Origin of the sequence: Paenibacillus lycopersici (assembly GCF_010119935.1) — a bacterium.
GTDB lineage: Bacteria > Bacillota > Bacilli > Paenibacillales > Paenibacillaceae > Paenibacillus_Z > Paenibacillus_Z lycopersici.
This window is the reverse complement of sequence record NZ_CP048209.1, coordinates 4,841,700-4,864,924: the sequence shown is the minus strand read 5'-3', so window position 1 is coordinate 4,864,924 and position 23,225 is coordinate 4,841,700. Positions and strand designations below refer to the sequence as shown.

At 56.5% G+C, this 23,225-nt stretch carries 22 protein-coding genes, 1 tRNA gene and 1 pseudogene; 17 read left to right on the top strand and 7 right to left on the bottom strand.

The features are described 5' to 3' along the window. Positions 1-20 precede the first annotated feature (20 nt). Both GXP70_RS21535 and GXP70_RS21530 read right to left on the bottom strand, forming a co-directional pair. On the bottom strand, positions 21-1,229 hold the full coding sequence (locus GXP70_RS21535) for a sugar efflux transporter (RefSeq protein WP_225442512.1): 1,209 nt from the start codon (positions 1,227-1,229) through the stop codon (positions 21-23). A gap of 50 nt (positions 1,230-1,279) precedes the next feature. Further along, positions 1,280-2,131 (bottom strand): aldo/keto reductase, encoded by an 852-nt coding sequence (locus GXP70_RS21530; protein WP_162358732.1) that lies wholly within the window; start codon positions 2,129-2,131, stop codon positions 1,280-1,282. 219 nt (positions 2,132-2,350) lie between these two features. Between GXP70_RS21530 and GXP70_RS21525 the strand changes: the two genes are divergently transcribed. Together GXP70_RS21525 and GXP70_RS21520 are read left to right on the top strand one after the other, a co-directional pair. After that, positions 2,351-3,268, top strand: coding sequence for an AraC family transcriptional regulator (locus GXP70_RS21525; RefSeq protein ID WP_162360605.1), 918 nt, complete (start codon positions 2,351-2,353; stop codon positions 3,266-3,268). Positions 3,269-3,322: 54 nt separating this feature from the next. Continuing rightward, positions 3,323-3,526, top strand: a pseudogene (locus GXP70_RS21520) (group II intron maturase-specific domain-containing protein); the annotation flags it as partial. Positions 3,527-3,542: 16 nt separating this feature from the next. Here GXP70_RS21520 and GXP70_RS21515 read toward each other — a convergent pair. Beyond that, complete coding sequence (locus tag GXP70_RS21515; protein ID WP_162358731.1) at positions 3,543-4,463, bottom strand: LysR family transcriptional regulator; 921 nt, start codon at positions 4,461-4,463, stop codon at positions 3,543-3,545. 186 nt (positions 4,464-4,649) lie between these two features. Between GXP70_RS21515 and GXP70_RS21510 the strand changes: the two genes are divergently transcribed. From GXP70_RS21510 to GXP70_RS21455, 12 genes are all read left to right on the top strand, one after another. Further along, on the top strand, positions 4,650-5,603 hold the full coding sequence (locus GXP70_RS21510; RefSeq protein WP_162358730.1) for a phosphate ABC transporter substrate-binding protein PstS family protein: 954 nt from the start codon (positions 4,650-4,652) through the stop codon (positions 5,601-5,603). A gap of 108 nt (positions 5,604-5,711) precedes the next feature. Continuing rightward, complete coding sequence (gene pstC, locus GXP70_RS21505; RefSeq protein ID WP_162358729.1) at positions 5,712-6,656, top strand: phosphate ABC transporter permease subunit PstC; 945 nt, start codon at positions 5,712-5,714, stop codon at positions 6,654-6,656. Further along, the gene (pstA, locus tag GXP70_RS21500; RefSeq protein WP_162358728.1) at positions 6,653-7,540 is read left to right on the top strand and encodes a phosphate ABC transporter permease PstA; all 888 of its coding nucleotides are present in this window, start codon (positions 6,653-6,655) and stop codon (positions 7,538-7,540) included. The genes pstC and pstA overlap by 4 nt, the downstream gene beginning before the upstream one ends. A gap of 17 nt (positions 7,541-7,557) precedes the next feature. After that, on the top strand, positions 7,558-8,316 hold the full coding sequence (pstB, locus tag GXP70_RS21495) for a phosphate ABC transporter ATP-binding protein PstB (RefSeq protein ID WP_162358727.1): 759 nt from the start codon (positions 7,558-7,560) through the stop codon (positions 8,314-8,316). A 21-nt stretch (positions 8,317-8,337) separates the two neighbouring features. Then, entirely contained in the window at positions 8,338-8,997 is a 660-nt protein-coding gene (gene phoU, locus GXP70_RS21490) for a phosphate signaling complex protein PhoU (protein ID WP_162360603.1), read from the top strand. 166 nt (positions 8,998-9,163) lie between these two features. After that, entirely contained in the window at positions 9,164-10,747 is a 1,584-nt protein-coding gene (locus GXP70_RS21485; protein ID WP_162358726.1) for a GGDEF domain-containing protein, read from the top strand. Next, entirely contained in the window at positions 10,744-11,916 is a 1,173-nt protein-coding gene (locus GXP70_RS21480) for an EAL domain-containing protein (RefSeq protein ID WP_162358725.1), read from the top strand. Before GXP70_RS21485 ends, GXP70_RS21480 begins: the two co-directional genes overlap by 4 nt. Positions 11,917-12,054: 138 nt before the next feature. Then, positions 12,055-14,715 carry a DNA polymerase I gene (polA, locus tag GXP70_RS21475; RefSeq protein ID WP_162358724.1) on the top strand — a complete coding sequence of 887 codons (2,661 nt, stop codon included), beginning with the start codon at positions 12,055-12,057 and terminating at the stop codon, positions 14,713-14,715. A gap of 138 nt (positions 14,716-14,853) precedes the next feature. Further along, positions 14,854-15,738, top strand: coding sequence for a DNA-formamidopyrimidine glycosylase (gene mutM, locus GXP70_RS21470; protein ID WP_162358723.1), 885 nt, complete (start codon positions 14,854-14,856; stop codon positions 15,736-15,738). 100 nt (positions 15,739-15,838) lie between these two features. Beyond that, entirely contained in the window at positions 15,839-16,585 is a 747-nt protein-coding gene (locus tag GXP70_RS21465) for an MntP/YtaF family protein (protein WP_225442510.1), read from the top strand. A 142-nt stretch (positions 16,586-16,727) separates the two neighbouring features. Further along, positions 16,728-17,324 carry a dephospho-CoA kinase gene (gene coaE / locus GXP70_RS21460; protein WP_162358721.1) on the top strand — a complete coding sequence of 199 codons (597 nt, stop codon included), beginning with the start codon at positions 16,728-16,730 and terminating at the stop codon, positions 17,322-17,324. 35 nt (positions 17,325-17,359) lie between these two features. After that, a complete protein-coding gene (locus GXP70_RS21455) occupies positions 17,360-17,899 on the top strand; it encodes a lytic transglycosylase domain-containing protein (protein ID WP_225442509.1) in 540 nt (179 codons plus the stop codon). A 93-nt stretch (positions 17,900-17,992) separates the two neighbouring features. Here GXP70_RS21455 and GXP70_RS21450 read toward each other — a convergent pair whose 3' ends face one another. Continuing rightward, positions 17,993-18,205, bottom strand: a complete 213-nt coding sequence (locus tag GXP70_RS21450) for an alpha/beta-type small acid-soluble spore protein (protein ID WP_162358719.1) — start codon at positions 18,203-18,205, stop codon at positions 17,993-17,995. Between the two features lie 138 nt (positions 18,206-18,343). Here GXP70_RS21450 and nrdR point away from each other — a divergent pair, with 138 nt between their 5' ends. Continuing rightward, positions 18,344-18,808 (top strand): transcriptional regulator NrdR, encoded by a 465-nt coding sequence (gene nrdR, locus GXP70_RS21445; protein WP_162358718.1) that lies wholly within the window; start codon positions 18,344-18,346, stop codon positions 18,806-18,808. A gap of 297 nt (positions 18,809-19,105) precedes the next feature. Next, the gene (locus GXP70_RS21440) at positions 19,106-20,128 is read left to right on the top strand and encodes a zinc-dependent alcohol dehydrogenase (RefSeq protein WP_162358717.1); all 1,023 of its coding nucleotides are present in this window, start codon (positions 19,106-19,108) and stop codon (positions 20,126-20,128) included. An 81-nt stretch (positions 20,129-20,209) separates the two neighbouring features. Here GXP70_RS21440 and GXP70_RS21435 read toward each other — a convergent pair whose 3' ends face one another. Further along, positions 20,210-20,563 carry a hypothetical protein gene (locus GXP70_RS21435; RefSeq protein ID WP_162358716.1) on the bottom strand — a complete coding sequence of 118 codons (354 nt, stop codon included), beginning with the start codon at positions 20,561-20,563 and terminating at the stop codon, positions 20,210-20,212. 237 nt (positions 20,564-20,800) lie between these two features. Here GXP70_RS21435 and GXP70_RS21430 point away from each other — a divergent pair. Further along, positions 20,801-20,873, top strand: a tRNA-Ala gene (locus tag GXP70_RS21430). Positions 20,874-21,006: 133 nt separating this feature from the next. Here the strand turns inward: GXP70_RS21430 and GXP70_RS21425 are convergent. Then, positions 21,007-22,215 (bottom strand): glycosyltransferase, encoded by a 1,209-nt coding sequence (locus GXP70_RS21425; protein ID WP_162358715.1) that lies wholly within the window; start codon positions 22,213-22,215, stop codon positions 21,007-21,009. A 21-nt stretch (positions 22,216-22,236) separates the two neighbouring features. Continuing rightward, on the bottom strand, positions 22,237-22,965 hold the full coding sequence (locus GXP70_RS21420; protein ID WP_162358714.1) for a glycosyltransferase: 729 nt from the start codon (positions 22,963-22,965) through the stop codon (positions 22,237-22,239). Positions 22,966-23,225: the final 260 nt, after the last annotated feature.

Here is a 23,225-nt window from a genome sequence, read left to right as displayed (position 1 = left end):
TTTTTGCTTCAAATAGACACTTAATGCCCGGCGGCTGCTTTCATTTCTTGATGGGTTCTTGTTCTCCACAGGATTATGACCGAGACAACGGCAACCGCAAGACACACCGAATTAACATGACGGAACCCTATCGACTGAGCAAGAATACCGCCGCTCAAATTGCCAACTAACCTTCCAATGATGGACGCGTTGTAATAGATTGTTGTGGATAGCCCAGGCGCATTCGGTAACAGAGCTGTAAAATAGGTTAGTCCATTGCCCATCACAATAGCCACGAACGTCGCCTGCAAAAGCTGCGCAGCCATTAGCTGCCAGGAATCCGTAGAAGCACTTAAAATGATGAAATAAAGAAAAGCAGCATAGCAGCTGCTGAACATCAGCGTTTGGTTCGATATCTTTCTGCCCAAGGCGCCTAACATGAACATCATCGGAATTTCCAAACCGGCGCAAACGCTAACCACGAATCCGACATCCGCATGCGTGCCATGAAGTTCATTTACGATAAACAACGGCGTGTTGATTCCGTTTATGGCGTTGAGCGCAAACAGAAAAACGAAGGCAATGAACGGATAGCGAATTTCTCTGCTTTTAAGCGACAGGGAACCCGGTTCTGATTTCTTCTTTGGAACTGCTTTTCTCTTCGGCAGATATAGAAAAAGAAGGAATGCGATTGCAAGAAAGACAATGGACGTTCCCATAAAGAGTCCCTTGTATCCAATAGCTCCCATGATGATCGTTCCGATTAACGGTCCTCCGAGGAATCCGAGGGATACAAGCGAACGTAATGTCGACACGGCAAAGGTTTTGTCATCTGATTGACTTTCATTTGCCGATTCCTGAGCATATGCGAATATTTGCGGCATGGCGGCAGCGCCTAATCCGCTTAATAAACTAACAATGATAAGAAGGATAAAGAAGTTATGAAACACCAAATACGAAGCATAACCCAAAGCCGATGAGAACGCGGCTGCAATAATAATCCATTTCCGATCTAAGCTGCCATCCGAACGCTTGCCGATAAATGAGTTCATCATGACGCCGGTCAATGAACTTACCGCCGTAAAAACGCCGAAGGCTCCGGCGCTCATTCCGAAATCTTCGGTACAATACAAGGCTAAATAGGGCATTGTTATAGAAATCCCGATACCGACCAATAGTACGCATACAACGAATAAACCATATCCTTTGATTGCAAACAGGTTTTTAAATCGCGAGTACAACGAGTACAACCGAGTGCCTCCTTAAAAAAATTCGCCCCTAAAATCGGGGCGGAAGTATGCTAAATATCCAGTTTGCGATTGCCGAGCCATTTCACCATCTCAGGATCGCGATGTGAGAAGAACAGGGATTGTCTCGTATCCAATGCAGCGATCGACGCCATATCCTGTTGATTTAATTCAAAATCGAAGATATTCATGTTTTCGATAATTCTATCTTTGCGAGCAGATTTCGGAATAACGACAACATCCCTCTGCGTCATCCACCGTAAAACCACCTGAGCAACGGATTTATTATAGCTTTGCGCTATGGAGACCAATACTTCGTTTTGAAACAGGTTATTTTTCCCTTCAGCGAAAGGCGCCCAGGATTCGATTTGAACATGATGCTCTTTCATGAATGCTGCGTATTCGGTTTGTTGGTTGAACGGATGCGTTTCGACCTGATTTACTGCGGGAGTTACTTCATTATGAATCATCAGATCCATCAGGCGATCGTCATGGAAGTTGCTAACGCCGATCGCGCGGACTTTCCCTTCGCGATACAGCTCCTCCATAGCTCGCCAAGAACCATATACATCGCCATATGGCTGATGAATCAAATACAAATCTAAATAATCGAGCTGCAATTTCGCTAATGATTTTTCAAATGCTTTCCTCGTGCGCTCATAACCAGTATCCTGAACCCAAAGCTTCGTGGTGATAAACAGTTCCTCTCTGGCCGCGCCGCTTCGTTTGATCGCTCTGCCTACTGCTTCTTCATTTTGATAGGAGGCAGCGGTATCGATCAGACGATAGCCAGCCATAATAGCGTCATGCACGCTCTGTTCGCATTCATCTTGATCGGCAATCTGAAAAACGCCAAAACCAAGAATAGGCATCTCCACGCCGTTGTTCAAAATTACTTTTCGCATATCGTTTCCTCCCGTTTTTTGATTCGGGCTATACTGACCCCTTACACCCCAAGCCGGCAATTGCCGCCGCGCTTCACATCCTTATTATGAACCAATCGCCATAGAAACCCTTAGCCTATTCGTCTCAAGTGTTTGCCTAATCCTATCACGACTTCTTACGCAACAGATCATTACGCTTTATAATGGCACTATCAGGCAGTTAAGGGATGGGGAGATATGATGTCGGAAATAATAACCGCGCAACAAAACGAGCTTGCCGGCATGATTAAACGTTATGCGGACAGCGACGGCGTTCACGCTACTGCCATTCCGTCTTTATTTTTCATTCGCCGCTCCGATGCGTCCGGACCCAGTTACGGCGTTTACAACCTGTCTTTGTGCCTGGTAGCCCAGGGGGCGAAAGAGGTATGGCTCGCACAGGAGCGATATGAGTATAATCCTGCCGATTACCTTGTTGCATCCGTTCGTTTGCCGGTTACATCCCAAGTAATCGAAGCTTCTGCCGAGGTTCCGTATTTGGGTTTAAAGCTTGCATTTACGGTGGGTCAAATTCTAGAGGTTTTAGGCGATTCGGAAATCCGGGCAGGAGCAAAGGAAAATGCCAAGCGGGGGATGTTCGTCAGCCGGATAGAGCCGACTTTGTTGGATGCGGTCATGAGACTAGTCCGTTTGCTGGATAACCCGAAGGATATCCCGCTGCTGGCTCCGCTGTTCACGAAGGAAATCCTGTATAGGGTTCTGCAGGGGGAGCATGGGATCGCGCTCGAACAAATTGCCATTGAAGGCAGCTCGGCCCATCTAATAAAAGAAGTTATTGACCATATCACGAATAACTATGCCAAGTCATTTCGGGTCGAGGAGCTCGCGGAGAAAGTAAATATGAGTGCTGCGTCGCTGCATAGGCACTTTAAGGAGGTAACCGCAATGAGCCCGATTCAGTTTCAAAAACAACTGAGGCTGCAAGAGGCGCGGCGCTTGTTGCTATCCGAATCGACAGGTGCTGCCGATGTCGCTTTTCGCGTTGGCTATGAAAGTCAGTCGCAGTTCAGCCGCGAATATTCCCGGATGTTCGGGCTTCCGCCTAGAGAAGACATGATGCAGCTTAAGACGCAGCATGATCCGATCATAAGCGATTGATTCTCGAAAGGCGCTTCCGCTATTAGCGGGAGCACCTTTTTTTGTTGTACGCCCATAGGCTTTAGTTTCTTGAGGGACAAGAAAGCAACGGTTCGCCTCGCCCCGCAGACCATCTCGCGTTTCAAAGAGCGAGTGCGGGAACTAACGAACCGAACGCGCTCCGAGTCCATGGAAACGCGAATCGCTCATTTGAACCGCTACCTCATGGGATGGCTTGGCTATTTTCGACTCGCTTCAGCGAAGAGCCACTGCGAGAGAGAGCGGGGGCCCTTGTCTAAGCCTGCTCGGCAGCGCCGGAAGTCTCGACGGCCTTCGCGCCGCCGCGGGCAAGCTGCGCCATGATGCGCTGAACGAAGGCGGGATTCCAGTAATCGCTTCGCCAGGCGGCGGCGAGCTTGAGCGATACCGCTTGTCCCGGAAGCGGCGGATGCAGCAGCCTGTCTCCGGTCCGCCCGGCGGCGAACGCGGGAAGAATGGCGAGCATGCCGGCGTTCTCGACGGCCGAGAGCGCCAGATCCATCCGATCGGTCGACCACTCGTACGGGAGCGTGACTTTCTCTTGCAGCTCCCAGCCGCGCAGCGCATCCTGCAGCGATGCGTCGGCAAGCTCGACGAACCGGTGGCCGGCTAATTTGTAAGGCGGGAGGGCGGCCTGCGTCGCAAGCGGATGGCTTGCGGCCATGAAGAGAAGAAGCCGCTCTTGGGCGAGCGGTTCGATCTGCAGCTGCGGCAGCGCATCCGGATTGGCGAAGCTGCCGCTGACGAGCAGGTCGATCGCGCCGGCCTGCAGCTGCTCGAGCAGCTCCGAGTGGCGGCCGGTGAGCAGCTGGATGCGGATTGGGTTCTGCTCCGCGGATTGTTGCCGCCAATCGAGGCCGAACAGCAGGGAAGAGGCGGCGTCCGTGCAGCCGATCACGAAACCGTGCTTGCCATGATCGCGGTAAGACTGAAATCGCGTCTGCGCTTCTTTATATAGACGGTCGATCTCGACGGCGTAACGAAGCAGCATCCGTCCGGGATCCGTCAGAATCACTTTGCCCGTCTTGATTTCGAAGAGCGGGACGCCCCATTCCTCTTCGAGCTTCTTCATATGAAAGCTGACGGTCGGCTGCTTGACGCCGATTTCTTCGGCGACCGCGGTCACTTTCTTCAGCTCATCGAGCAGGACTAGGATTTGTAATCGGACTATACTCATGATTTACGCTCCTAAACGGGCATTTTATATAAATAGTTTATAATAGATTAATATTTTATTCAAAATATCTATGCACTTTTTTCATTCCGTTAACACTTCGAAAATACCGCATTAATAAGACATCCCTATAATAAGTCCTGTAAAACAAATAACCGCGAAGACAGCGGAAGGAGAAATCGAACTGAAATGAAAAAAGCACTATTCATTGTCGTAGCACTTATGTTGACGATCGGTCTAGCCGCTTGCGGCTCCAACAACTCCAATAACGGCGGCTCCGCGAACAACGGCGGCGCGTCGAACACGGGCAACGCCAGCACGAACACGGGCGGCGAAGCGCTGAGCGGATCGATTCTGGCGGCAGGCTCCACGGCTCTTCAACCGCTTGTCGATCAAGTTTCCAAGAAGTTCATGGAAGACTCCAAATATAGCGGCGTAACGGTTCAAGTCCAAGGCGGCGGTTCCGGTACGGGCTTGACGCAAGTGCAAGCGGGCCAAGCGGCGATCGGCAACTCCGATATTTTCGCGGAAGAGAAGTTCACGGACGCGGACGCCGACAAAGCGAAAGAACTGGTCGACCATCAGGTCGCGGTCGTTGCCATGGCTGCGGTCGTCAACAAAAGCGTAACCGTCGATAACCTGACGAAGCAGCAGCTGGTCGATATTTTCACGGGGAAAATCACGAACTGGAAAGACGTAGGCGGCCAAGACGAGAAGATCACGCTGATCAACCGTCCGAGCAGCTCAGGCACGCGCAAAACGTTCGAGAAATTCGCGCTTGGCACGGCATCGCAAGACATTGCGGGTTCCATCCAGGAAGATGCATCCGGCACGGTCAAGAAGTACGTAACGGATACGCCCGGAGCAATCGGATACCTGGCGCTCTCGTACCTCGACGACACGGTTAAAACCGTGAAATACGAAGGCGTCGAGCCATCCGAAGACAACATCGTGGCAGGCAAATATCCGGTATGGGCTTACGAGCACATGTACACCAAAGGCGAGCCTGACGCAGCGACGAAAGCATTCCTCGACTACATGCTGAGCGACGACATTCAGAACAGCGACGTTACGGAACTGGGTTACATTCCAGTCGGCAAAATGCAAGTGAAGCGCGACGCGGCTGGCAATATCACGCAATAATCGCCCAAACTCGGGGCATCGCAACCGAATAGCGATCCAGTCGGCAGAGGTGGAGCATTCCGCCTCTTCTTGACTGTAGAAGGCCAATGTTAGTTTATTGAAGGAGAGATGATACCAATGGAGCAGCCCGCTGTGAATGATCAATCACGCGTACAGCCTAGAAAAATTCGCGCAATCGCCAAACCGCATATCTTGGAAGAATGGGTAGGGAAAGTGTTTACGACATTGTGCATCATCGTGCTTGTCGTGACGATCGCGGCTATTGTCTATTTCATAGCTTCCCACGGTTTGGCTACGTTTATTACGAACGGCGTCAGCCTCAGCGGGCTGCTCAGCGGACTTAAGTGGGATCCGGAAGGCGACATTCCGCTCTTCGGCGCCTTGCCGTTTATTTTCGGCTCGTTCAGCACGTCGCTGCTCGCGGCGGTTATCGCCGCCCCGCTCGGCTGCTGCGCCGCCGTGTTCATGACGCAGATCATGCCGGGCCTCGGCAAGCGCGTCCTGCAGCCGGTCATCGAGCTGCTTGCCGGCATCCCGTCCGTCGTATTCGGTTTCGTCGGTCTGAGCATCGTCGTGCCGTTCCTGCGCGCGACGTTCCTCGGTCAAGGCATCGGGATCGCGGCAGGCGCCATCGTGCTGGCGTTCATGATCCTGCCGACGATCACGACGATCGCCACCGATGCGCTGTCCAACTTGCAGCGCGGCCTGAAAGAAGCATCGTTCGCCCTCGGCGCGACCCGCTGGCAGACGATCTACCGCATCGTCATTCCGACGACGCTGCCTTCCTTGCTGACCGGCGTCGTGCTCGGCATGTCCCGCGCCTTCGGCGAAGCGCTGGCCGTGCAGATGGTTATCGGCAACGCGCCGCACATCCCGCATTCGCTGTTCGAATCGGCTTCGACGCTGACCAGCGTCATTACGCTGGATATGGGCAACACGGTCACGGGCTCCGCGCACAATAACGCGCTGTGGTCGCTGGCGTTGATCCTGCTTGCCATGACGTTCGTCTTCGTCTTTATCGTTCGCTTCCTGGAAAGGAGAAATAACCGATGAGCGCCAAAACCGCAGATCGCATCGCTACCACCGTCATCATCGCCATATCCGCATTAATCGTTCTTGTGCTGGCGGGGCTGCTCGGGTATATCCTGTTCCGGGGCTTGCCGCATATCAGCTTTCATTTCTTGACATCCGGTCCGCAGACGATCAAAGCGGGCGGCGGCATCGGCCCGCAGCTGTTCAACTCCCTGTTCCTGCTCGTACTGACACTGATCATCACGATCCCGCTCGGCTTGGGCGCCGGCATCTACATGAGCGAGTATGCGCGGCCGGGCAAGCTGACGGATGCCATCCGCCTCGTCGTCGAAGTGCTGTCGTCGTTCCCGTCCATCGTCGTCGGTTTGTTCGGCTTGCTCGTGATCGTGAACGTGTTCGGGCTTGGCTTCTCGCTCTTCTCGGGCGCCTTGGCGCTGACCGTATTCAACCTGCCGCTCATGGTGCGGATTACGGAGCAGGCGATCAAGGGCGTTCCCCGCGAACAGAAGGAAGCGAGCCTTGCGCTTGGCCTCTCGCGCTGGAAGACGATCACGTCCGTCATGCTGCCGATCGCGATGCCGGCCATCGTCACGGGCACGATCCTCGCTTCCGGCCGCGTATTCGGCGAAGCGGCGGCGCTGCTCTTCACGGCGGGCATGAGCTCGCCGAGACTTGATTTCACGAACTGGAATCCGCTCAGCCCGTTCTCGCCGCTCAACCCGTTCCGTCCGGCCGAAACGCTGGCGGTGCATATTTGGAAGATCAACAGCGAGGGCTTGGCGCCGGACGCTTCGCAGATCGCCGCAGGCGCATCGGCCGTGCTCATTATCATGGTGCTGATCTTCAATTTCTCGGCTAGATGGTTCGGCAGATATTTGCACCGCAGATTTACGGCGACTAAGTAAGGGGAGAGTGAGCAAGCATGCAAACAACAGGATTATCGGCCCGGGACCTCAGCGTCTTCTACGGGGAGAAGGAAGCCATCAAGCGCGTATCGCTTGACTTCGCGCCCCGCGAGGTGACCGCGCTCATCGGGCCTTCCGGCTGCGGCAAGTCGACGTTCCTGCGCAGTCTGAACCGGATGAACGATACGATCGGCGGCGTGCGCACGAAAGGCGAAATATGGATCGACGGCGAGAACATCAACGATTCCGGCGTCGATGTCGTCCTGCTCCGGCAGAAGATCGGCATGGTCTGGCAGCGCCCGAATCCGTTCCACAAATCGATCTACGAGAACATCGCGTTCGGTCCGCGTTACCACGGCATTCGCAAGAAGAAGCAGCTGGACGAAATCGTGGAGGAGTGCCTGCGGAAAGCCGCGCTCTGGGAAGAGACCAAGGATCGTCTGCATACGTCGGCGCTTGCCTTGTCCGGCGGACAGCAGCAGCGGCTCTGCATCGCCCGCTCGATCGCGGTTAAGCCGAAGGTGATCCTGATGGATGAACCGGCCTCGGCGCTCGACCCTGTCTCCACGGCCAAGGTCGAAGAGCTGATCGCGGACCTGAAGAAAGAATTCAGCATCGTCATCGTCACGCATAATATGCATCAGGCGGCGCGCGTTTCGGATAGAACGGCATTCTTCTACATGGGGAAAGTGATCGAATACGATCAAACCGATAAAATCTTCACGAATCCTTCCGAGAAGGCGACGGACGATTATATTTCCGGCCGTTTCGGTTAATCGCTGACAGGGGGCGCGCGCCTGATGAGAAGAAAAGAGCTTGACGACGGATTGGATCAATTGAAGGTCATGCTGGTCGGGATGGGCGAACGCGTGGAGAAGGTGCTGGGCGATGCCATGCGCGCCTTGGTGCAGATGGACACGATCATGGCCAGGCGGATTATTGCCGACGACATCAAGCTGAACCAGATCGAGGAAAGCATCGACTTGCTCGGCGCGCGCATGATCGCTACGCAGCAGCCGGTAGCGAAAGACCTGCGCCGCATCCTCGTGGCGTTCAAAATGGCCGGCGATCTCGAGCGCATGGGCGACCTGGCGGTCGACATCGCGAAGACGGTCGTGCGTCTCGACGGCCGGCCGCATGTGAAGCCGTTCGTCGATCTGCCGCGGATGGCGGAGATCACGCAGCAGATGATCCGCGAGTCGATCCAGTCCTACGTGCAGGAGAACGTGAATCTAGCGTGCAAAATGGCGCAGGACGACGATCAGGTCGACGCCCTGTTCGGACAAGTGATCCGCGACCTGTACGACGTCATGATGGACAATCCGAGAACGATCACGCAGGCCGGCCTCATTACCTTCGTCGGCCGGTATATCGAACGTATCGCCGATCATGCCACGAATATCGGCGAAAGCGTCATTTACCTGGTGACGGGCACGCGCAAGGAATTAAACGCATAACGACGGAGAGAGCCGGGTGCAGTTCGCGGATGCGCTTGGTTCTTTTTTGTTCATTATCGCCATTTTTTTTACATCATTTTAACAAGCGCGCAATGTTCCCTTCACAATCTTTACCTACAATAGACCTAATGCTAGTCAATACGACTTACGCCTAAGAGGGATTCCCGTGGATGAAATAGGATATGGACTTTTAGACCGTACGATGATCAATCGGCTGACCGATCAATGGCATTACGGCGGCATCGGCGTTATCGTCGCGCATCTGCACGGCCAGCCATCGGCGTCAGCGCACGAGGCGATGCAGAGCTGGATGAATGACCAGCAGCGGTTAATTTGGCGGTACCGGATGGAGAACGATTTTTATTTCTTCCTCCAGCGGGGCAAGTCGGAGGAACAGCTGGATAAGCTGACGGGCCGTGCGGTGCGGAGCCTGCAGGAGCGGCTGAAACGGGTGTACGCCAAGGAAGAGCCGCGCAAGCCGCGCGGCGTGGAGCGGCCCGCCGCCGCATTCGCGATCGGCCACGCGCTGGCGTTCCCTTCTTCGATCGGCCGTTCGGCGGAAGCCACGATCTACCATGCCGTCAAAGAGGCGTTGTCTGCCGTCATGCGCCTTCGTCTCCGGCAAGAGCATGCTTCCGGGGCGTTCGAGCAAGCCGCGGCGGAAGAAGGCTTGCTGAACGAATCGCCCTTCCTCCGCTCGCCGGAGCCGGGGAACGACGCGCTGGAAGATCAGCGGTTGTCCGGCGACGATCGCAGGCAGCCGGGCGGACCTTCGCCGTTCCCGATCGGCGAGCTGGCGAAGCCGGTTCCGACGTTTCCCCCGCAGGCCCTCGTATCGGATCTCGCGCGGATGTTCGAGACGAATCAGCGCGTGCAAGGCGCGGTCATCGCCAGCGAAGGGCGCCCGCTCGGACTGGTCATGAAGGAAAACATGAATCAGCTCCTTGCCGGCCAATTCGGGCTTCCGCTCTATTGGAACCGTTCCATTGCCAAAATCATGGACGAAGAAGCGCTTGTCGTGGACGCCAGCTGGCCCGTGGAGCAGGTCGCCCAGATGGCGATGGCGCGCGACATCTCCCGGCTGTACCATGTCGTTATTATCACGCGCGATGAGAAATTGCTCGGCGCGGCCTCGATCCGCTCGATATTGGAATGCTTGACCCAGCTGAGGACGGAGGAAGCCCGGACAGCCAATCCGTTGACGGGCTTGCCCGGCAATGCGGCGATCCAGCGGGATCTGCAGCGGAGAATCGACGCGGGCAGGCCGTTCGCCATCGTATATGCCGATCTGGATCATTTCAAATGGTATAACGACTGCTTCGGCTTCAGCCAGGGCGATGAGCTCATCCGCTTCCTGGCCTCGGTGCTGCAGCAGGTGATAGCGACGGGAGGCTGCAAGGATGACTTCGTCGGCCATATCGGCGGGGACGATTTCATTCTGTTGTCGGAAGCGGAAGACATGCAGAGGCTGTGCCGGCTCATGATCGCGCTGTTCGACGGCGGGGTTATGCCGTATTACGGCGGCGCCGACATCCCCGTCGTGACGGACCGGAGCGGCAACCCGGTCGCGGCGCAGATCGGCGTCACGTTATCGTTGTCGCTGCTCTTCTGGGACGGCGTGCAGCTGGTCTCCACCGCGATGATCTCGCAGGCGGCGGCACGCCTGAAGAAGCAGGCCAAATCGATCATAGGCAGTACTTACGTGTCAGGCAGCGTATACGAGAAGCATCTGGGAGAGGGAATAACGTGAACGTTAGCAGAAACAGCGGCGGAATGGGAATTATCTATTTTGCCTGGCATGGCAAGGCGCAGGAGAAGGCCGAAATCAAAGGCCGGCTGCGCGACAACTGGCGGCTCTTCGCCGACAAGGTGCTGGACGAAGGGAAGCCCGCGGGCGTGAACGGCGTGTCCCGCTTATGGATGCGGGACGACCTGTTCGTATGCTTCGCGCTGCCGCAGGAGCGGCATGACAGGCAGGAGGAACGGCTGCTCGAGATCGGCAGCGATCTGCAGCTGGATTGGGAGCCGCGGTTCATGGACGCGGCGTTCGGCGGGCATGTGCCCGAGCTGCGGCTGCATACCGGCGTATCCTTCCTGGACGGCGGCATCGATTCCGAGGAAGAGCGTCTCTACGACGGCATCAAGCGCGCGATCGTGCACGGCCAATCGAACGATGCGGCGATACGCAGCTTGAAGCGGAAAGCCCTTGAGCATATTTTGGACGAGCGGTTGATCCAGTCCGTCTATCAGCCGATCATTGCGCTTCAGCCGAGCGTGGATGCGCTGTTCGGATACGAGGCGCTCTCCAGGCTGACCGACAGCCGCTGGTTCGACGGCCCGCTCGGCATGTTCCAGTTCGCCGACGAGGAAGGGCTGACGTACGCGCTCGACAGGCTTGCCCGCGAAAAGGCGATCGAAGGGAGCGCGGGCTTGGCGGACGGACGCAAGCTGTTCATTAACATTACGGCCAAAATCATGAACGACCCGACGTTCTCGCCCGGCCAGACGCTGCTCCTGCTGCAGAAGTACGGCCTGTCGCCGCATCACGTCGTGTTCGAAATCACGGAGCGCACCTCCATCGAGGATTTCGAGGCGGCGAAACGGATTTTGCAGCATTACCGCAATCAGGGCTATCAGATCGCCATCGACGACGCCGGCGCCGGCTATTCTTCGCTGCAGTCGATCGTGGAGCTGAAGCCGGACTTCATCAAGATCGACCGTTCCCTCATCCGCGGCATCCATCTCGACAGCATGAAGGCGCATCTGGTCCGGACGTTCGCGGATTTGGCGGCGAAGATGGATATCAAGCTGATCGCCGAAGGCATCGAGGAGCACGAGGAGCTGAACCATATCCGGTCGCTCGGCGTGCAATACGCGCAAGGGTTCCTGCTCGGCCGTCCAGCGCCGTTTCCCGTTTAAGCGCAGAGGCGCCGGCCGTCCGCCGCCGATCATCATACCCGCAAGCTTTTCCGCTATCCGACCGGATAAATTGGGAAAGCTTGTTCGCTTTGTGCTATGATAGGCACTAGGAAAATCAAGGTGAGGGGTGCCTTTTCGATGGATAAATGGGTCTTGATTGACGGCAACAGCATCATTTATAGAGCGTTCTTCGCCATGCCCCCGCTCACGAACTCGGCCGGACTGCACACGAACGCCGTCTACGGTTTCACGACGATGCTGCTGAAGCTGCTGGAGGAAGAGAAGCCGACGCATATGCTCGTCGCGTTCGACGCGGGCAAGGTGACGTTCCGCCACGAAGGCTACGAGGCGTACAAGGGCGGACGGGAGAAGACGCCGTCCGAGCTGTCGGAGCAGTTCCCGGTGCTGAAGGAGCTGCTGCAGGCGTTCAGCATCCCGCAATACGAGCTGCCCGGCTACGAAGCGGACGATATTATCGGCACGCTCAGCCGAATGGCGGACGAGCAGGGCGTGGAGACGGTCGTCGTGTCCGGCGACAAGGACATGCTCCAGCTCGCCTCGGACCATGTCACGATCGCGCTCACGCGCAAAGGGGTCAGCGAGGTCGAACGGTACGATCCGGCCGAGATCAACGAGAAGTACGGCCTGACGCCGCTGCAGATCATCGATCTCAAAGGACTGATGGGCGATACGTCGGATAATATTCCGGGCATCCCGGGCGTCGGCGAGAAGACGGCGCTCAAGCTGCTCCATGAATACGGCTCCGTCGAAGGCGTGCTCGCGAACACGGCAGCGCTGAAGGGGAAAATGAAAGAGAAGGTCGAGACCCACCAGGACAGCGCGGTCATGAGCAAGCGGCTCGCGACGATCTTCCGCGAGGTGCCGCTGGAGAAGGGCGCCGCGGAGCTGACGTACGGCGGCTACGACGCGCACGCGCTGGCGGACATGTTCCGCAAGCTGGAGTTCAAGTCGCTGCTCGAGCGGCTTGAACTGCCGGAAGCCGGCGGCGCGGCCGCAGGCGGGCCCGCAGCCGCGCCGACGTACGAGGTGGCGACGGCCGCTTCGCTCGGCCGGTCGGAGCTGACGCAGCTGCTCGCCTCGTCGGAGAGCGTATATATTGAAACGATCGGCGACAACCCGCACCAGGCGAGATTGGTCGGCCTGGCGGTCGCAAGCGGCGAACGAGTCGCCGTGCTGACATACGACGACCTGATGGATCCCGCGCTGTCGGCTCCGGTCCGCGGCTGGCTCGAAGACGGCCAGGCGCCGAAGCGGGGCTACGATCTGCATAAGGCGGAGCTGGCCCTCGGCTGGCTCGGCATCTCGCTGCGCGGCATTGCGTTCGATGCGCTGCTGGCCGCTTATCTGCTCGATCCGACGGAATCGAGCCAGACGCTCGCGGCGCTCGTTCAGCGCCACGGCCTTGCCCCGATCCAGACGGACGACGCCGTCTACGGTAAGGGAGCGCGCCTCCAGGTGCCGGAAGGCGCCGTGCTGGCCAATCATCTTGCGGCCAAGGCCGATGCGGTGCGCAGGCTGCTGCCGCTGCTGTCCGAAGCGCTCGAGCAAGGCAACATGACGAAGCTGAACGACGAGCTGGAGCTGCCGCTCGCGGTCGTGCTCGCCGGCATGGAGAAGCAGGGCATTCAAGTGAATCCCGCCGTGCTGGAAGACCTCGGCGCCGAGCTGGAGAAAGGCATCTCGCAGTATATGAGCGATATCTACACGCACGCCGGCATGGAATTCAACATCGGCTCGCCGAAGCAGCTGGGCGAAGTGCTGTTCGAGAAGCTCGGCCTTCCGGTGATCAAGAAGACGAAGACGGGGTATTCCACGGACGCCGAAGTGCTGGAGAAGCTGGAGCCGTATTCCGAAATCGTCAAAATGATTCTCCATTACCGGCAGCTGACGAAGCTGCAGTCCACCTACGTGGAAGGGCTTCTCAAGGAAATTCGCCGCGATACGGGCAAGGTGCATACGTACTACCGGCAGACGATCGCGGCTACGGGCCGGTTGTCGAGCCAGTTCCCGAATTTGCAGAACATCCCGATCCGGCTGGAGGAAGGCCGGCGCATTCGCAAGGCGTTCGTGCCGTCGGAGCCGGGATGGAGCATTCTCGCCGCCGACTATTCGCAGATCGAGCTGCGCGTGCTCGCGCATATCTCCGGCGACGAGAAGATGAAGGAAGCGTTCATCGAGGACGCCGATATTCATACGAAGACCGCGATGGACGTCTTCGGCGTTACGGCGGACAACGTGGACGCGAACATGCGCCGGCAGGCGAAGGCCGTCAACTTCGGCATCGTCTACGGCATCAGCGACTTCGGGCTGTCCAACAACCTCGGCATTACGCGGAAGGACGCGGCACGGTTCATCGAGCAGTATTTTGCCGTCTTCCAAGGGGTTCGGGCGTACATGGACAACATCGTCGCGCAGGCGCGGCAGGACGGCTACGTGACGACGCTGCTGGAACGCCGCCGCTACTTGCCGGAGATCAAGGCATCGAACTTCAATCTTCGCTCGTTCGCGGAACGGACGGCGATGAACACGCCGATCCAGGGCACGGCCGCGGATATCATCAAGCTGGCGATGGTCAAGATGGATGCCGAGATCCGCAATCGCGGACTGCGCAGCCGCATGCTGCTGCAGGTGCATGACGAACTTGTCTTCGAGGTGCCGCCCGAAGAGCTGGAGCTGATGAAGACGCTCGTGCCCGAAGTGATGGAAAGCGCGATCGCGCTGGACGTGCCGCTCCGGGCCGATGTCAGCTACGGCGACAATTGGTATGAAGCGAAGTAAGACTTTCCGGCGCTCATGTCGTATAATGGTGGTTGAACCATTGAGAGCGCAGGCTTTCGAAGAGCGTTTTGTTGGATCGTGCCTGAGAACCGTCTTCAAGCATGGACAACGAAGCTTTTGGGAGGAGAGATTGTCGCAATGCCGGAATTACCGGAGGTTGAAACCGTTCGACGCACGTTGAACGAATTGGTTGGCGGAAAACGGATCGAGCGGGTTACCGTCTCGTTGCCGAGAATTATACAGCGTCCCGCGGAGCCGGAGGCTTTCGAAGCCGCGCTTGCCGGGCATACGATTCAATCGGTGGAGCGCAGGGGAAAGTTTCTTCGTATTCTGCTGGACGGACTCGTGCTCGTCTCGCATCTGCGCATGGAAGGGCGTTACGGCGTATTCCGGCAGGACGAGCCCGTGGAATTGCACACGCATGTGCGGTTTCGCTTCGACGACGGCACGGAGCTTCGCTATAAGGACGTTCGCCAATTCGGCACGATGCATCTGTTCGCGCCGGGCGACGACCTGACGCAGGCGCCGCTCAACAAGCTGGGCATCGAGCCGCTCGACGACGCGTTCACGCTGCAGGCGTTCAAGCGCGAAGTCGCGCATCGCACGACCAAGATCAAGCCGCTGCTGCTGAATCAGTCGTATATCGTCGGCCTTGGCAATATCTACGTGGACGAAGCCTTATTCACGGCGGGCATCCATCCCGAACGCGAGGCTTCGACGCTGAAGGCGCCGGAGTGGGCGCGGCTGTACGACGCGATCCGCGAGACGCTTGGGCGCGCGGTCGAAGCGGGCGGTTCGTCGGTGAAGTCCTATGTCAACGGACAGGGCGAGATGGGGATGTTCCAGCATCAGCTGCTCGTCTACGGACGCGAGGAAGAGCCGTGCACGCGCTGCGGCGATAAGATCGTCAAGACGATCGTCGGCGGGCGCGGCACGCATACTTGCCCGGCCTGCCAGCCGCTGCCGGGCAAGCGCGCCAAGGCGAAGTCCGGCAAGGCCAAGGCCAAGCCGCGCGTCAATTAAAGCACGTGCCGCAAGGAACCGCATATGATGTACCATTCATGTTTCTAGGCGAATGCACAGCGCTTGCTTGCATGATCGCCTTCATGGGAGGGACATCACGGTGCTCATACATGCGTTTTCCTTGCTGCTGCTCGCGTTTGCCGTCAGTCTGGACGGTTTCGGCGTGGGCGTTACGTACGGATTAAGACGAATCCGCATCCCGGTATTGTCGGTCGGCATCATTGCCTTCTGTTCGGGGCTCGTCGTATGGCTGTCCATGCAGATCGGATCGCTGTTGTCGAACTACATGTCGCCGATGACGGCGAAATGGATCGGGGCCGTCCTGCTGATGCTCATCGGCTGCTACGCCATCTTCCAATGGTGGCAGCGCAGGCGCGCGGACGCCGATTCGCCGGACGAAGAGACGCAGCGCTCCGAAGCTCCTGACGCGAGCGGAGCTCCCGGCGCGAGCGGAGCTCCCGGCGCGAACGGCGCTCCCGGCGGGGAGGATACGTGGGGGACGGCGAAGACGATCGTTATTCTGGAGCTGAAGCGGCTCGGCATCGTCATTCAAATTTTGCGCAAGCCGCAAATCGCCGACGTCGACCGGTCCGGCGTCATCTCGTCATCGGAAGCCGTTCTGCTCGGCTTCGCGCTGTCGCTCGACAGCTTCGGGGCAGGTCTCGGCGCCGCCATGGTCGGCTTCAATCCGCTGCTGACCGCGCTCGTGATCAGCACGACGAGCGGGCTGTTCCTGCTCGCCGGCATGCGGCTCGGCTTCCGCTTCGCGGCTTGGCAGGGCATGCGCGCGATGTCGGTATTGCCCGGCATCCTGCTGATCGTTATGGGCGTGATTCGGCTCATGTAACGCCGAATCGGCGCTCCGGAGCGATCGTTATCACATCATCGGCTTAACTGCTTACAGGCAATTTAATATTTCTCCGGAATGGAACGTTCTGCGCCGTCGGGAGGACGGCGACGGCCGTTTCGCCTTGGACGAGGTGAATGCATTGAAACTTGGATTAACCGGCGGGATCGCCTGCGGGAAGAGCACCGTATCCGCTATGCTTGCTGCCCGCGGCGCCAAGCCCGTCGACGCCGACCAGGCGGCCCGGGAAGTGGTGCTTCCCGGCGAGCCCGCGCTGGCGGCGATCGTCGCCGAATTCGGACAAGCCGTGCTGCACGAGGACGGCACGATGAACCGCGCGGAAGTCGGCAAGCTCGTGTTCAACGACCGCGAACGCCTGAAGGCGCTGGAAGCGATTTTGCATCCCGCGATCCGGGGCTGGATGTGGGCGCGCATTCATGCGTACGAAGCGGAGGACCCGAACCGGCTCATCATCGCGGACATCCCGCTGCTCTACGAAACGGGACAAGCCGGGCTGTACGATGCCGTGATGGTCGTCTATGCCCCGAGAGCCGTGCAAGCCGAGCGGCTGATGGCGCGGAATTCGCTGTCGCGCGAAGAAGCCGAACGGCGCATCGGCCTGCAGATGGACATCGAAGAGAAGCGCGGCCTGGCCGACTTCGTTATCGATAACGGCGGATCGCTTGAAGAAACGAAGCGGCAGGTCGACCGGTTCTGGGAAGAACAGGGGCTGCCATGAGAAGAAACAGGGCGCGCAGACGACTTCTACTTCTTATGATTATCGCTGTGCTGGCGCTGCTATTCGTACGCTCGGAATGGATGAGCCGGTGGCTCTATCCCGTGCATTACCGCGATGCGATCGTCGCAAGCGCGGACAACTACGAGCTGGATGCGCATTTGATCGCAGCCATCATACGCGTCGAATCGAATTATAAACCGGAGGCGGTTTCGCGCGCGGGCGCCGTCGGCATCATGCAGTTGATGCCGACGACGGCGCTCGACGTGATCAAGAAGGGCGGATTCAAGGATATTACGGTGGAATCGGTGTCCGAACAGCCCGAGGCCGCCATCCAGGTCGGGTCCTGGTACTTGAACCGATTAAACGATCAATTCGAGGGAAATATGTATAAAGTCATCGCGGCGTATAACGCCGGACCGAGCAACGTCAAAGATTGGATTGCCAAAGGGATCTGGGACGGTCAGCTCGAGACGGTCAGCCAAGTTCCGTTCGGGGAAACAAGACACTATATACAGCGGGTTATTTATTATTATAATAAATACAAAGAGCTTTATCCCGATATTCATAAAGCTTAAGCATTTCGCCTGAGCATGGCCTTAAGAACAATAAAAACTTTGGCCGGCTGCCATTATAAGCAGCCAGCCAAAGTTTGCGATTAATACCTTGGATTAGCGACCTGCAAGAGATTGCTCTGCGATTTGAACCAGTTTGCGAGTGATGCTGCCCCCGATGGAACCGGCATCTTTAGTCGTGATGTTACCGTAGTATCCATCTTGTGGAAGAGAGATACCAAGCTCTTGGGCAACCTCGTATTTCATTTGGTCCAATGCAGCGCCAGCTTGTGGAACAACGAGTTGATTGCTTCCGCTGTTGTTAGCCATTCGTTCGTTCACCTCCTTGCGGTTGGTAACTGTATTATGTGCGTTAATGACGTTTTCATTACAGGTAACGTGTGGAAATATATTGCATGTCCGAATTAAGTTTGATTTCGCATCGCGAGTAGACGGAGGAGTCCAACGATGAAATGCCCGTATTGCGACAATGCTGGAACGAAAGTGCTCGATTCCAGACCCGCTAACGAAAATAAATCGATACGCCGCCGCCGTGAATGCGAGAAATGCACGCGGCGGTTCACCACGTTCGAGATGGTGGAGGAAACGCCGCTCATCGTGATCAAGAAAGACGGCAGCCGGGAAGAATTCAGCCGCGACAAAATTTTGCGCGGATTGATTCGTGCCTGCGAGAAGCGGCCCGTATCCGTCGACCAGCTCGAAATCATCGTGTCCGAGGCGGAGAAGGAGCTCCGGACGACCGCGCAGGCGGAAGTGGAAAGCCGCGAGATCGGCGAGCTCGTCATGTCCCAGCTGTATCCCGTCGACGAAGTGGCGTACGTCCGGTTCGCATCGGTGTACCGGCAGTTCAAGGACATCGACATGTTTATGAAAGAGCTGAACAGCCTGCTTTCCAAAGACCCGATGTCATGAGGGCAAGGTGGTTAATGCCGTCTGAGGCCTGTCCGCTGCGCGAGCAATCGTGTGACGGGCAGGTTTTTGCGTATGGGGGCGGGCGCGTGACAGCGCATGTGCGACTGCACGCCAGGCTGTCGAGAAAATATATACGAAGCCGCACTTGTCCGCTTCCTTGCTTCGACGGCAGTGCTGCTGCCCAGCCGTCTTGCTGGTGCGGAATCCATTTGCGAGCAAATAAAGGGAATCGGCCGGCGATGTTGAATTGATGTATCGATGATTGAAAAACGATGTCGATACAGGAGATGATCGCGAATGAACATCCAGCAAGTCGTCGTGACAGGTCAGAACATGGTTGAGCTGCAAAACATGCAACTGAGGGGTGATCTTGGGCCGGATGAAGTGCTGATTGACACGGAATATACATTCATTAGCGCAGGCACCGAGCTCGCGAATTACACGGCCAAGGATGCAAACGTATTCAAGCCGGGCTTTTGGAACTCGTACCCTTGGAAGTCCGGCTACGCGAACGTCGGCATCGTCCGCCAAGCCGGCGCGAACGTAACCAGAGCGAAGGTCGGCCAGCGCGTCTACACGTTCGGCCCGCATGCGTCGACGATTATCGTCAACCAGCGGGAAATGATCATCGAGGTGCCGGAAGATATCAGCCCCGCGATTGCCGCTTCTTCGCGGATGGCCGGCGTGGCGGCGACGTCGATCATATTGGCCGATATTCCGCATAACGCCTCGGTTGCCGTCTTCGGTCTCGGCATGGTCGGTAATTTGGCGGCGCAAATGTTCCGCAACTTGGGCTGTCAGGTCATCGGCGTGGAGCCGAACGAGCATCGCCGTCAATTGGCCGGCCGCTGCGGACTGACGGTTACGATCGGAGGCAGCAACGAAGAGGTGCAGGAACAGATCAAGTCGTTGACCGGCGGCAAGCTGGCGCAGATTACGGTCGATGCGGTCGGTCACAGCGCCGTCGTTATGCAAGCGCTTCAATCGACGGCGAATTTCGGCCAAATCGTGCTGCTCGGCAGTCCGCGCGTACCGGTGGAGGGGAATCTGACCGATCTGCTGTCGCCGATGCATCTGCGGTGGATCACGATGCGCGGCGGGCTGGAATGGTGCCTGCCGGTCTATTCCGAGCTGCCGAACGTCACCTCGCTGTACAGCAAGCAGGAGCTGGTGTTCCAATGGATTCGCCAAGGCCAGCTGGCGCTGGAGCCGCAGATTTCCCATACGGTCAAGCCGAGCCGGATCAAGGAAGCCTACGACGGCTTGCTGCTTCAGCCTGAGACGTACACGGGCGTCGTGCTGGATTGGAAGCAGCTGTAGGCGCGTACCGCGACAGCCCCGACTGCCAACGCGAAACAACGCCTAAGAGGGATACCCTCCTAGGCGTTGTCATTGTCAGCCTCATACGATTCGGGTTAATTCGCTGTTAATGACTCGATGCGCGGCAACATAACGATCTTTGGGACTGATCCCAAACGATGCGAATTGGACTTTCGATTGATTGGTGATGAATAGGACTTCGTACTGCTTCGCATTTCCGACGAATAAGCTGTTGTATGTGGAAGCATGAGGCTTCACCATAAATTTCACGTTATGGATCAGTTTCTTCTTGCCGTTTAATGCATACACTTTGATTCTTACCCTGGCATTACGATGCTGACTCTGGTTGAGCGAGTTCACGACAATACTGCCGGATACCGTCTTGTCTTTCTCCGTCAGGTTATTCAGAGGACCGGTCGTATATTTTTGAATCATCCATCCTTCCCCCTCTCATCAACAAGGTTGTGCGAATAAGTCATCTCGCTGTCATACCTTATTCATTCGAAGGTTGGTCGGATTGGACGAAGCCGAACGCCGATTAACTCTGGGTGGCATAGGGAGGTGGCATAGGGAGTAAACGCTGATTGATTAGGCCGAAAAAAATTGACGAAAATGCTTGTACAAACCAATACGTGCATGCTATAATATTTTTTGTCGTCACCTTAATAAAACGGGGCCTTAGCTCAGCTGGGAGAGCGCATCGCTGGCAGCGATGAGGTCAGGGGTTCGATCCCCCTAGGCTCCATAATAAGAAAAGTCAGAAAGAAAAACCCTTGTTTATCAAGGGTTTTTCTTTTTATATTTTTTCCTCGCGTTACACATATTTCACAAAATTCCAAGACGAATCAAGGCCGAATACAGCTCTATTCCCGTTGGGCTCAGTACGATAACAGCAGGTCGAGGGCTTGATTGAGATGAAGATATTTCCCCGATTGCTCCAATGCATTTTTCTCCGCATGGAATAGCCTTTCGTACGGGCTCGATATGAGGTAGCCGCATTGCTTGTCGAGATTGTGTATCGGCAGACCGTAGCGAGATAGACGTCCCACGGATTCGAGCATAGCCCGGAAGGTGTTGATCAGATGCATGAAGCGATGGGGATACTCATGAAGGCTGATGGCATGAACATCGTCCAAGACACGGCTTGCTTCGCTGTAGGACATACCGCACCGAAAGACGAGCAGGATGGCCAACAGATTGATGGTCCGGTACTTTTGCTGGAACAGATAGAAATTATGCTTCCCCTCCTCGCTGATAGAGGTCTGAATCGGATGTTCCTGATGGTAGGTGGGCATCGAGCTCAAATGGACGAATCGGTATCCGTTCGTGTACAGGCGGAAGCCCATTTCGATATCATCGGCTCCCCAGCCTTCGTATTCCTCGAACATGCCATGCACCTCGAAGGCCCTCCGTTCGACCGAGAGATTCCCGGTTCCAGCCGTGATCCATGGCAGGTTGAATCCTGAGAACCAGTCTCCGTAAAGGCGCAGAACTTGATTAGCAAATTGGGTGGAGTGCGGATTTTCGAGTGATAAGTCCCGATAAAGGCCCAGCTTGATTTCATCCCGTCCGATAAGACAAGGAGGATCCTTCAGATGCCTCGTCTCCAGCCATTTTTCGTATAGCGCGGGCTGCCGTCGAAGCAGCGCCTCGGCTTCCAGCCGCTGCTCATGCGAAAATAAAGGGTCCATCCGGGTATACGTTTTCTTCATGGCATACAATCCGCCCGCAATGATTCGGCTTTGCTGCCGATGTATACGCATATGGGAATCGATGAAATCGGGAGGCACGATAACTTCAGCGTCCAGAAAAATCAGATGCGTACCGCGGGAATTACTGATGCCGAAATTGCGGGCTCTGGGTCGTCCGAGATTCTTTGCCAGCCGGACATACCGGAATTGGAACGAGAAGCATTGGTTTGCCGCTATGGAAGGCGTGGCGTCGGACGAGGCGTCATCGATCAGGATGACCTCGACTTGGGACATGTCGTAGCCTTGCGCGTCAAGGGAATAGAGAGTCAGCAGATTGAGAGGATAGCGGTTATGGGACGGTATGATGATGCTTACCTCGATCGCGATTCGGACCACTCCTTTCTTGGGTATCGCGCATCAAGACTTTCCCAGCCTTTCGATGAGAGAGCTGAGCTGCGGCCACCATCGTTGCTTCGTTGTCTCCGTCTCAAGCTGGATGACGGGAAGATGGCGCATCGAACCCATGGCTTCATGAACCCGGTATTGGATGAGCGGTTCGTTCACGTAGTGGAAGTCGGCTCCGCTCAGGACAGCCCGGAACCATAAGTCATAATCGTGGGTATAGGGCAGCGCTTCATCGAATAGGCCAAGATCGGTAAGCAGTTTTTTTCGGGCGACCACCGTGCAGCCGTTAATTGGACAATAATGCTCGAATGCCTTGTAGAACGCGAATACATCCGTATATTTAGGGGTTACGTTCTGACTGACAACAGAGCCGCTGCCATCGATGACGTCGTAATCGCTGAATGAAATCTCCCCGTTCCTCGGGAGCATATAGGCCAGCTGATTTTCCAACTTGTTGGGATAGAATCGGTCATCCGAACTCAGCCAGGCGATATAGTCCCCTGCGGCGATCCGGATGCCCGCATTCAGTGCGCTTGCCGTCCCGCCGTTATCTTTTTCGTAGAGATAAACGCCCTGATGCCGCAGATAGGGAAGCAATCGTTCCTTATGCTTCGTGGCCCCGTCGCTTACGATGATGATTTCTTTATTGGGATAGGTCTGCTCCAGCGCGCTTGTGATCGCGTGAGAGACATAAGGGTCATTGTAAAACGGGATGATAATCGATACAAACGGACTGGACAAAGGGAAAAGCCCCTCCTCTCGTGTATTTCGTTCGTTTTAGACAGCTTATGTGGCCCGTCTACTGCTTGCAACGGATGATCGCCTTGACGGTGGCGGTGTCCAGGCATGAGTATGCCGTGGGGCTGCTTGAAGACGCGAAGCGATATTCCGAGTTATATTGGCAAGACGCATGGCGACAAAACCCGCGCTCTTTCCCCATATTTTCCATGCCCTGCATTCATGCTATAATTGGGCAGCTAGGACCCTGTTGCTAGTTTTGG

Coding starts and splice junctions, on each gene's coding strand:
- pstA (WP_162358728.1), top strand. CDS start 6,653: ATGAGCGCCAAAACCGCAGATCGCATCGCTACCACCGTCATCATCGCC.
- pstC (WP_162358729.1), top strand. CDS start 5,712: ATGATACCAATGGAGCAGCCCGCTGTGAATGATCAATCACGCGTACAG.
- GXP70_RS21435 (WP_162358716.1), bottom strand. CDS start 20,563: ATGATTCAAAAATATACGACCGGTCCTCTGAATAACCTGACGGAGAAA.
- nrdR (WP_162358718.1), top strand. CDS start 18,344: ATGAAATGCCCGTATTGCGACAATGCTGGAACGAAAGTGCTCGATTCC.
- GXP70_RS21525 (WP_162360605.1), top strand. CDS start 2,351: ATGTCGGAAATAATAACCGCGCAACAAAACGAGCTTGCCGGCATGATT.
- GXP70_RS21515 (WP_162358731.1), bottom strand. CDS start 4,463: ATGAGTATAGTCCGATTACAAATCCTAGTCCTGCTCGATGAGCTGAAG.
- mutM (WP_162358723.1), top strand. CDS start 14,854: ATGCCGGAATTACCGGAGGTTGAAACCGTTCGACGCACGTTGAACGAA.
- GXP70_RS21530 (WP_162358732.1), bottom strand. CDS start 2,131: ATGCGAAAAGTAATTTTGAACAACGGCGTGGAGATGCCTATTCTTGGT.
- GXP70_RS21440 (WP_162358717.1), top strand. CDS start 19,106: ATGAACATCCAGCAAGTCGTCGTGACAGGTCAGAACATGGTTGAGCTG.
- GXP70_RS21455 (WP_225442509.1), top strand. CDS start 17,360: ATGATTATCGCTGTGCTGGCGCTGCTATTCGTACGCTCGGAATGGATG.
- pstB (WP_162358727.1), top strand. CDS start 7,558: ATGCAAACAACAGGATTATCGGCCCGGGACCTCAGCGTCTTCTACGGG.
- GXP70_RS21510 (WP_162358730.1), top strand. CDS start 4,650: ATGAAAAAAGCACTATTCATTGTCGTAGCACTTATGTTGACGATCGGT.
- polA (WP_162358724.1), top strand. CDS start 12,055: ATGGATAAATGGGTCTTGATTGACGGCAACAGCATCATTTATAGAGCG.
- GXP70_RS21450 (WP_162358719.1), bottom strand. CDS start 18,205: ATGGCTAACAACAGCGGAAGCAATCAACTCGTTGTTCCACAAGCTGGC.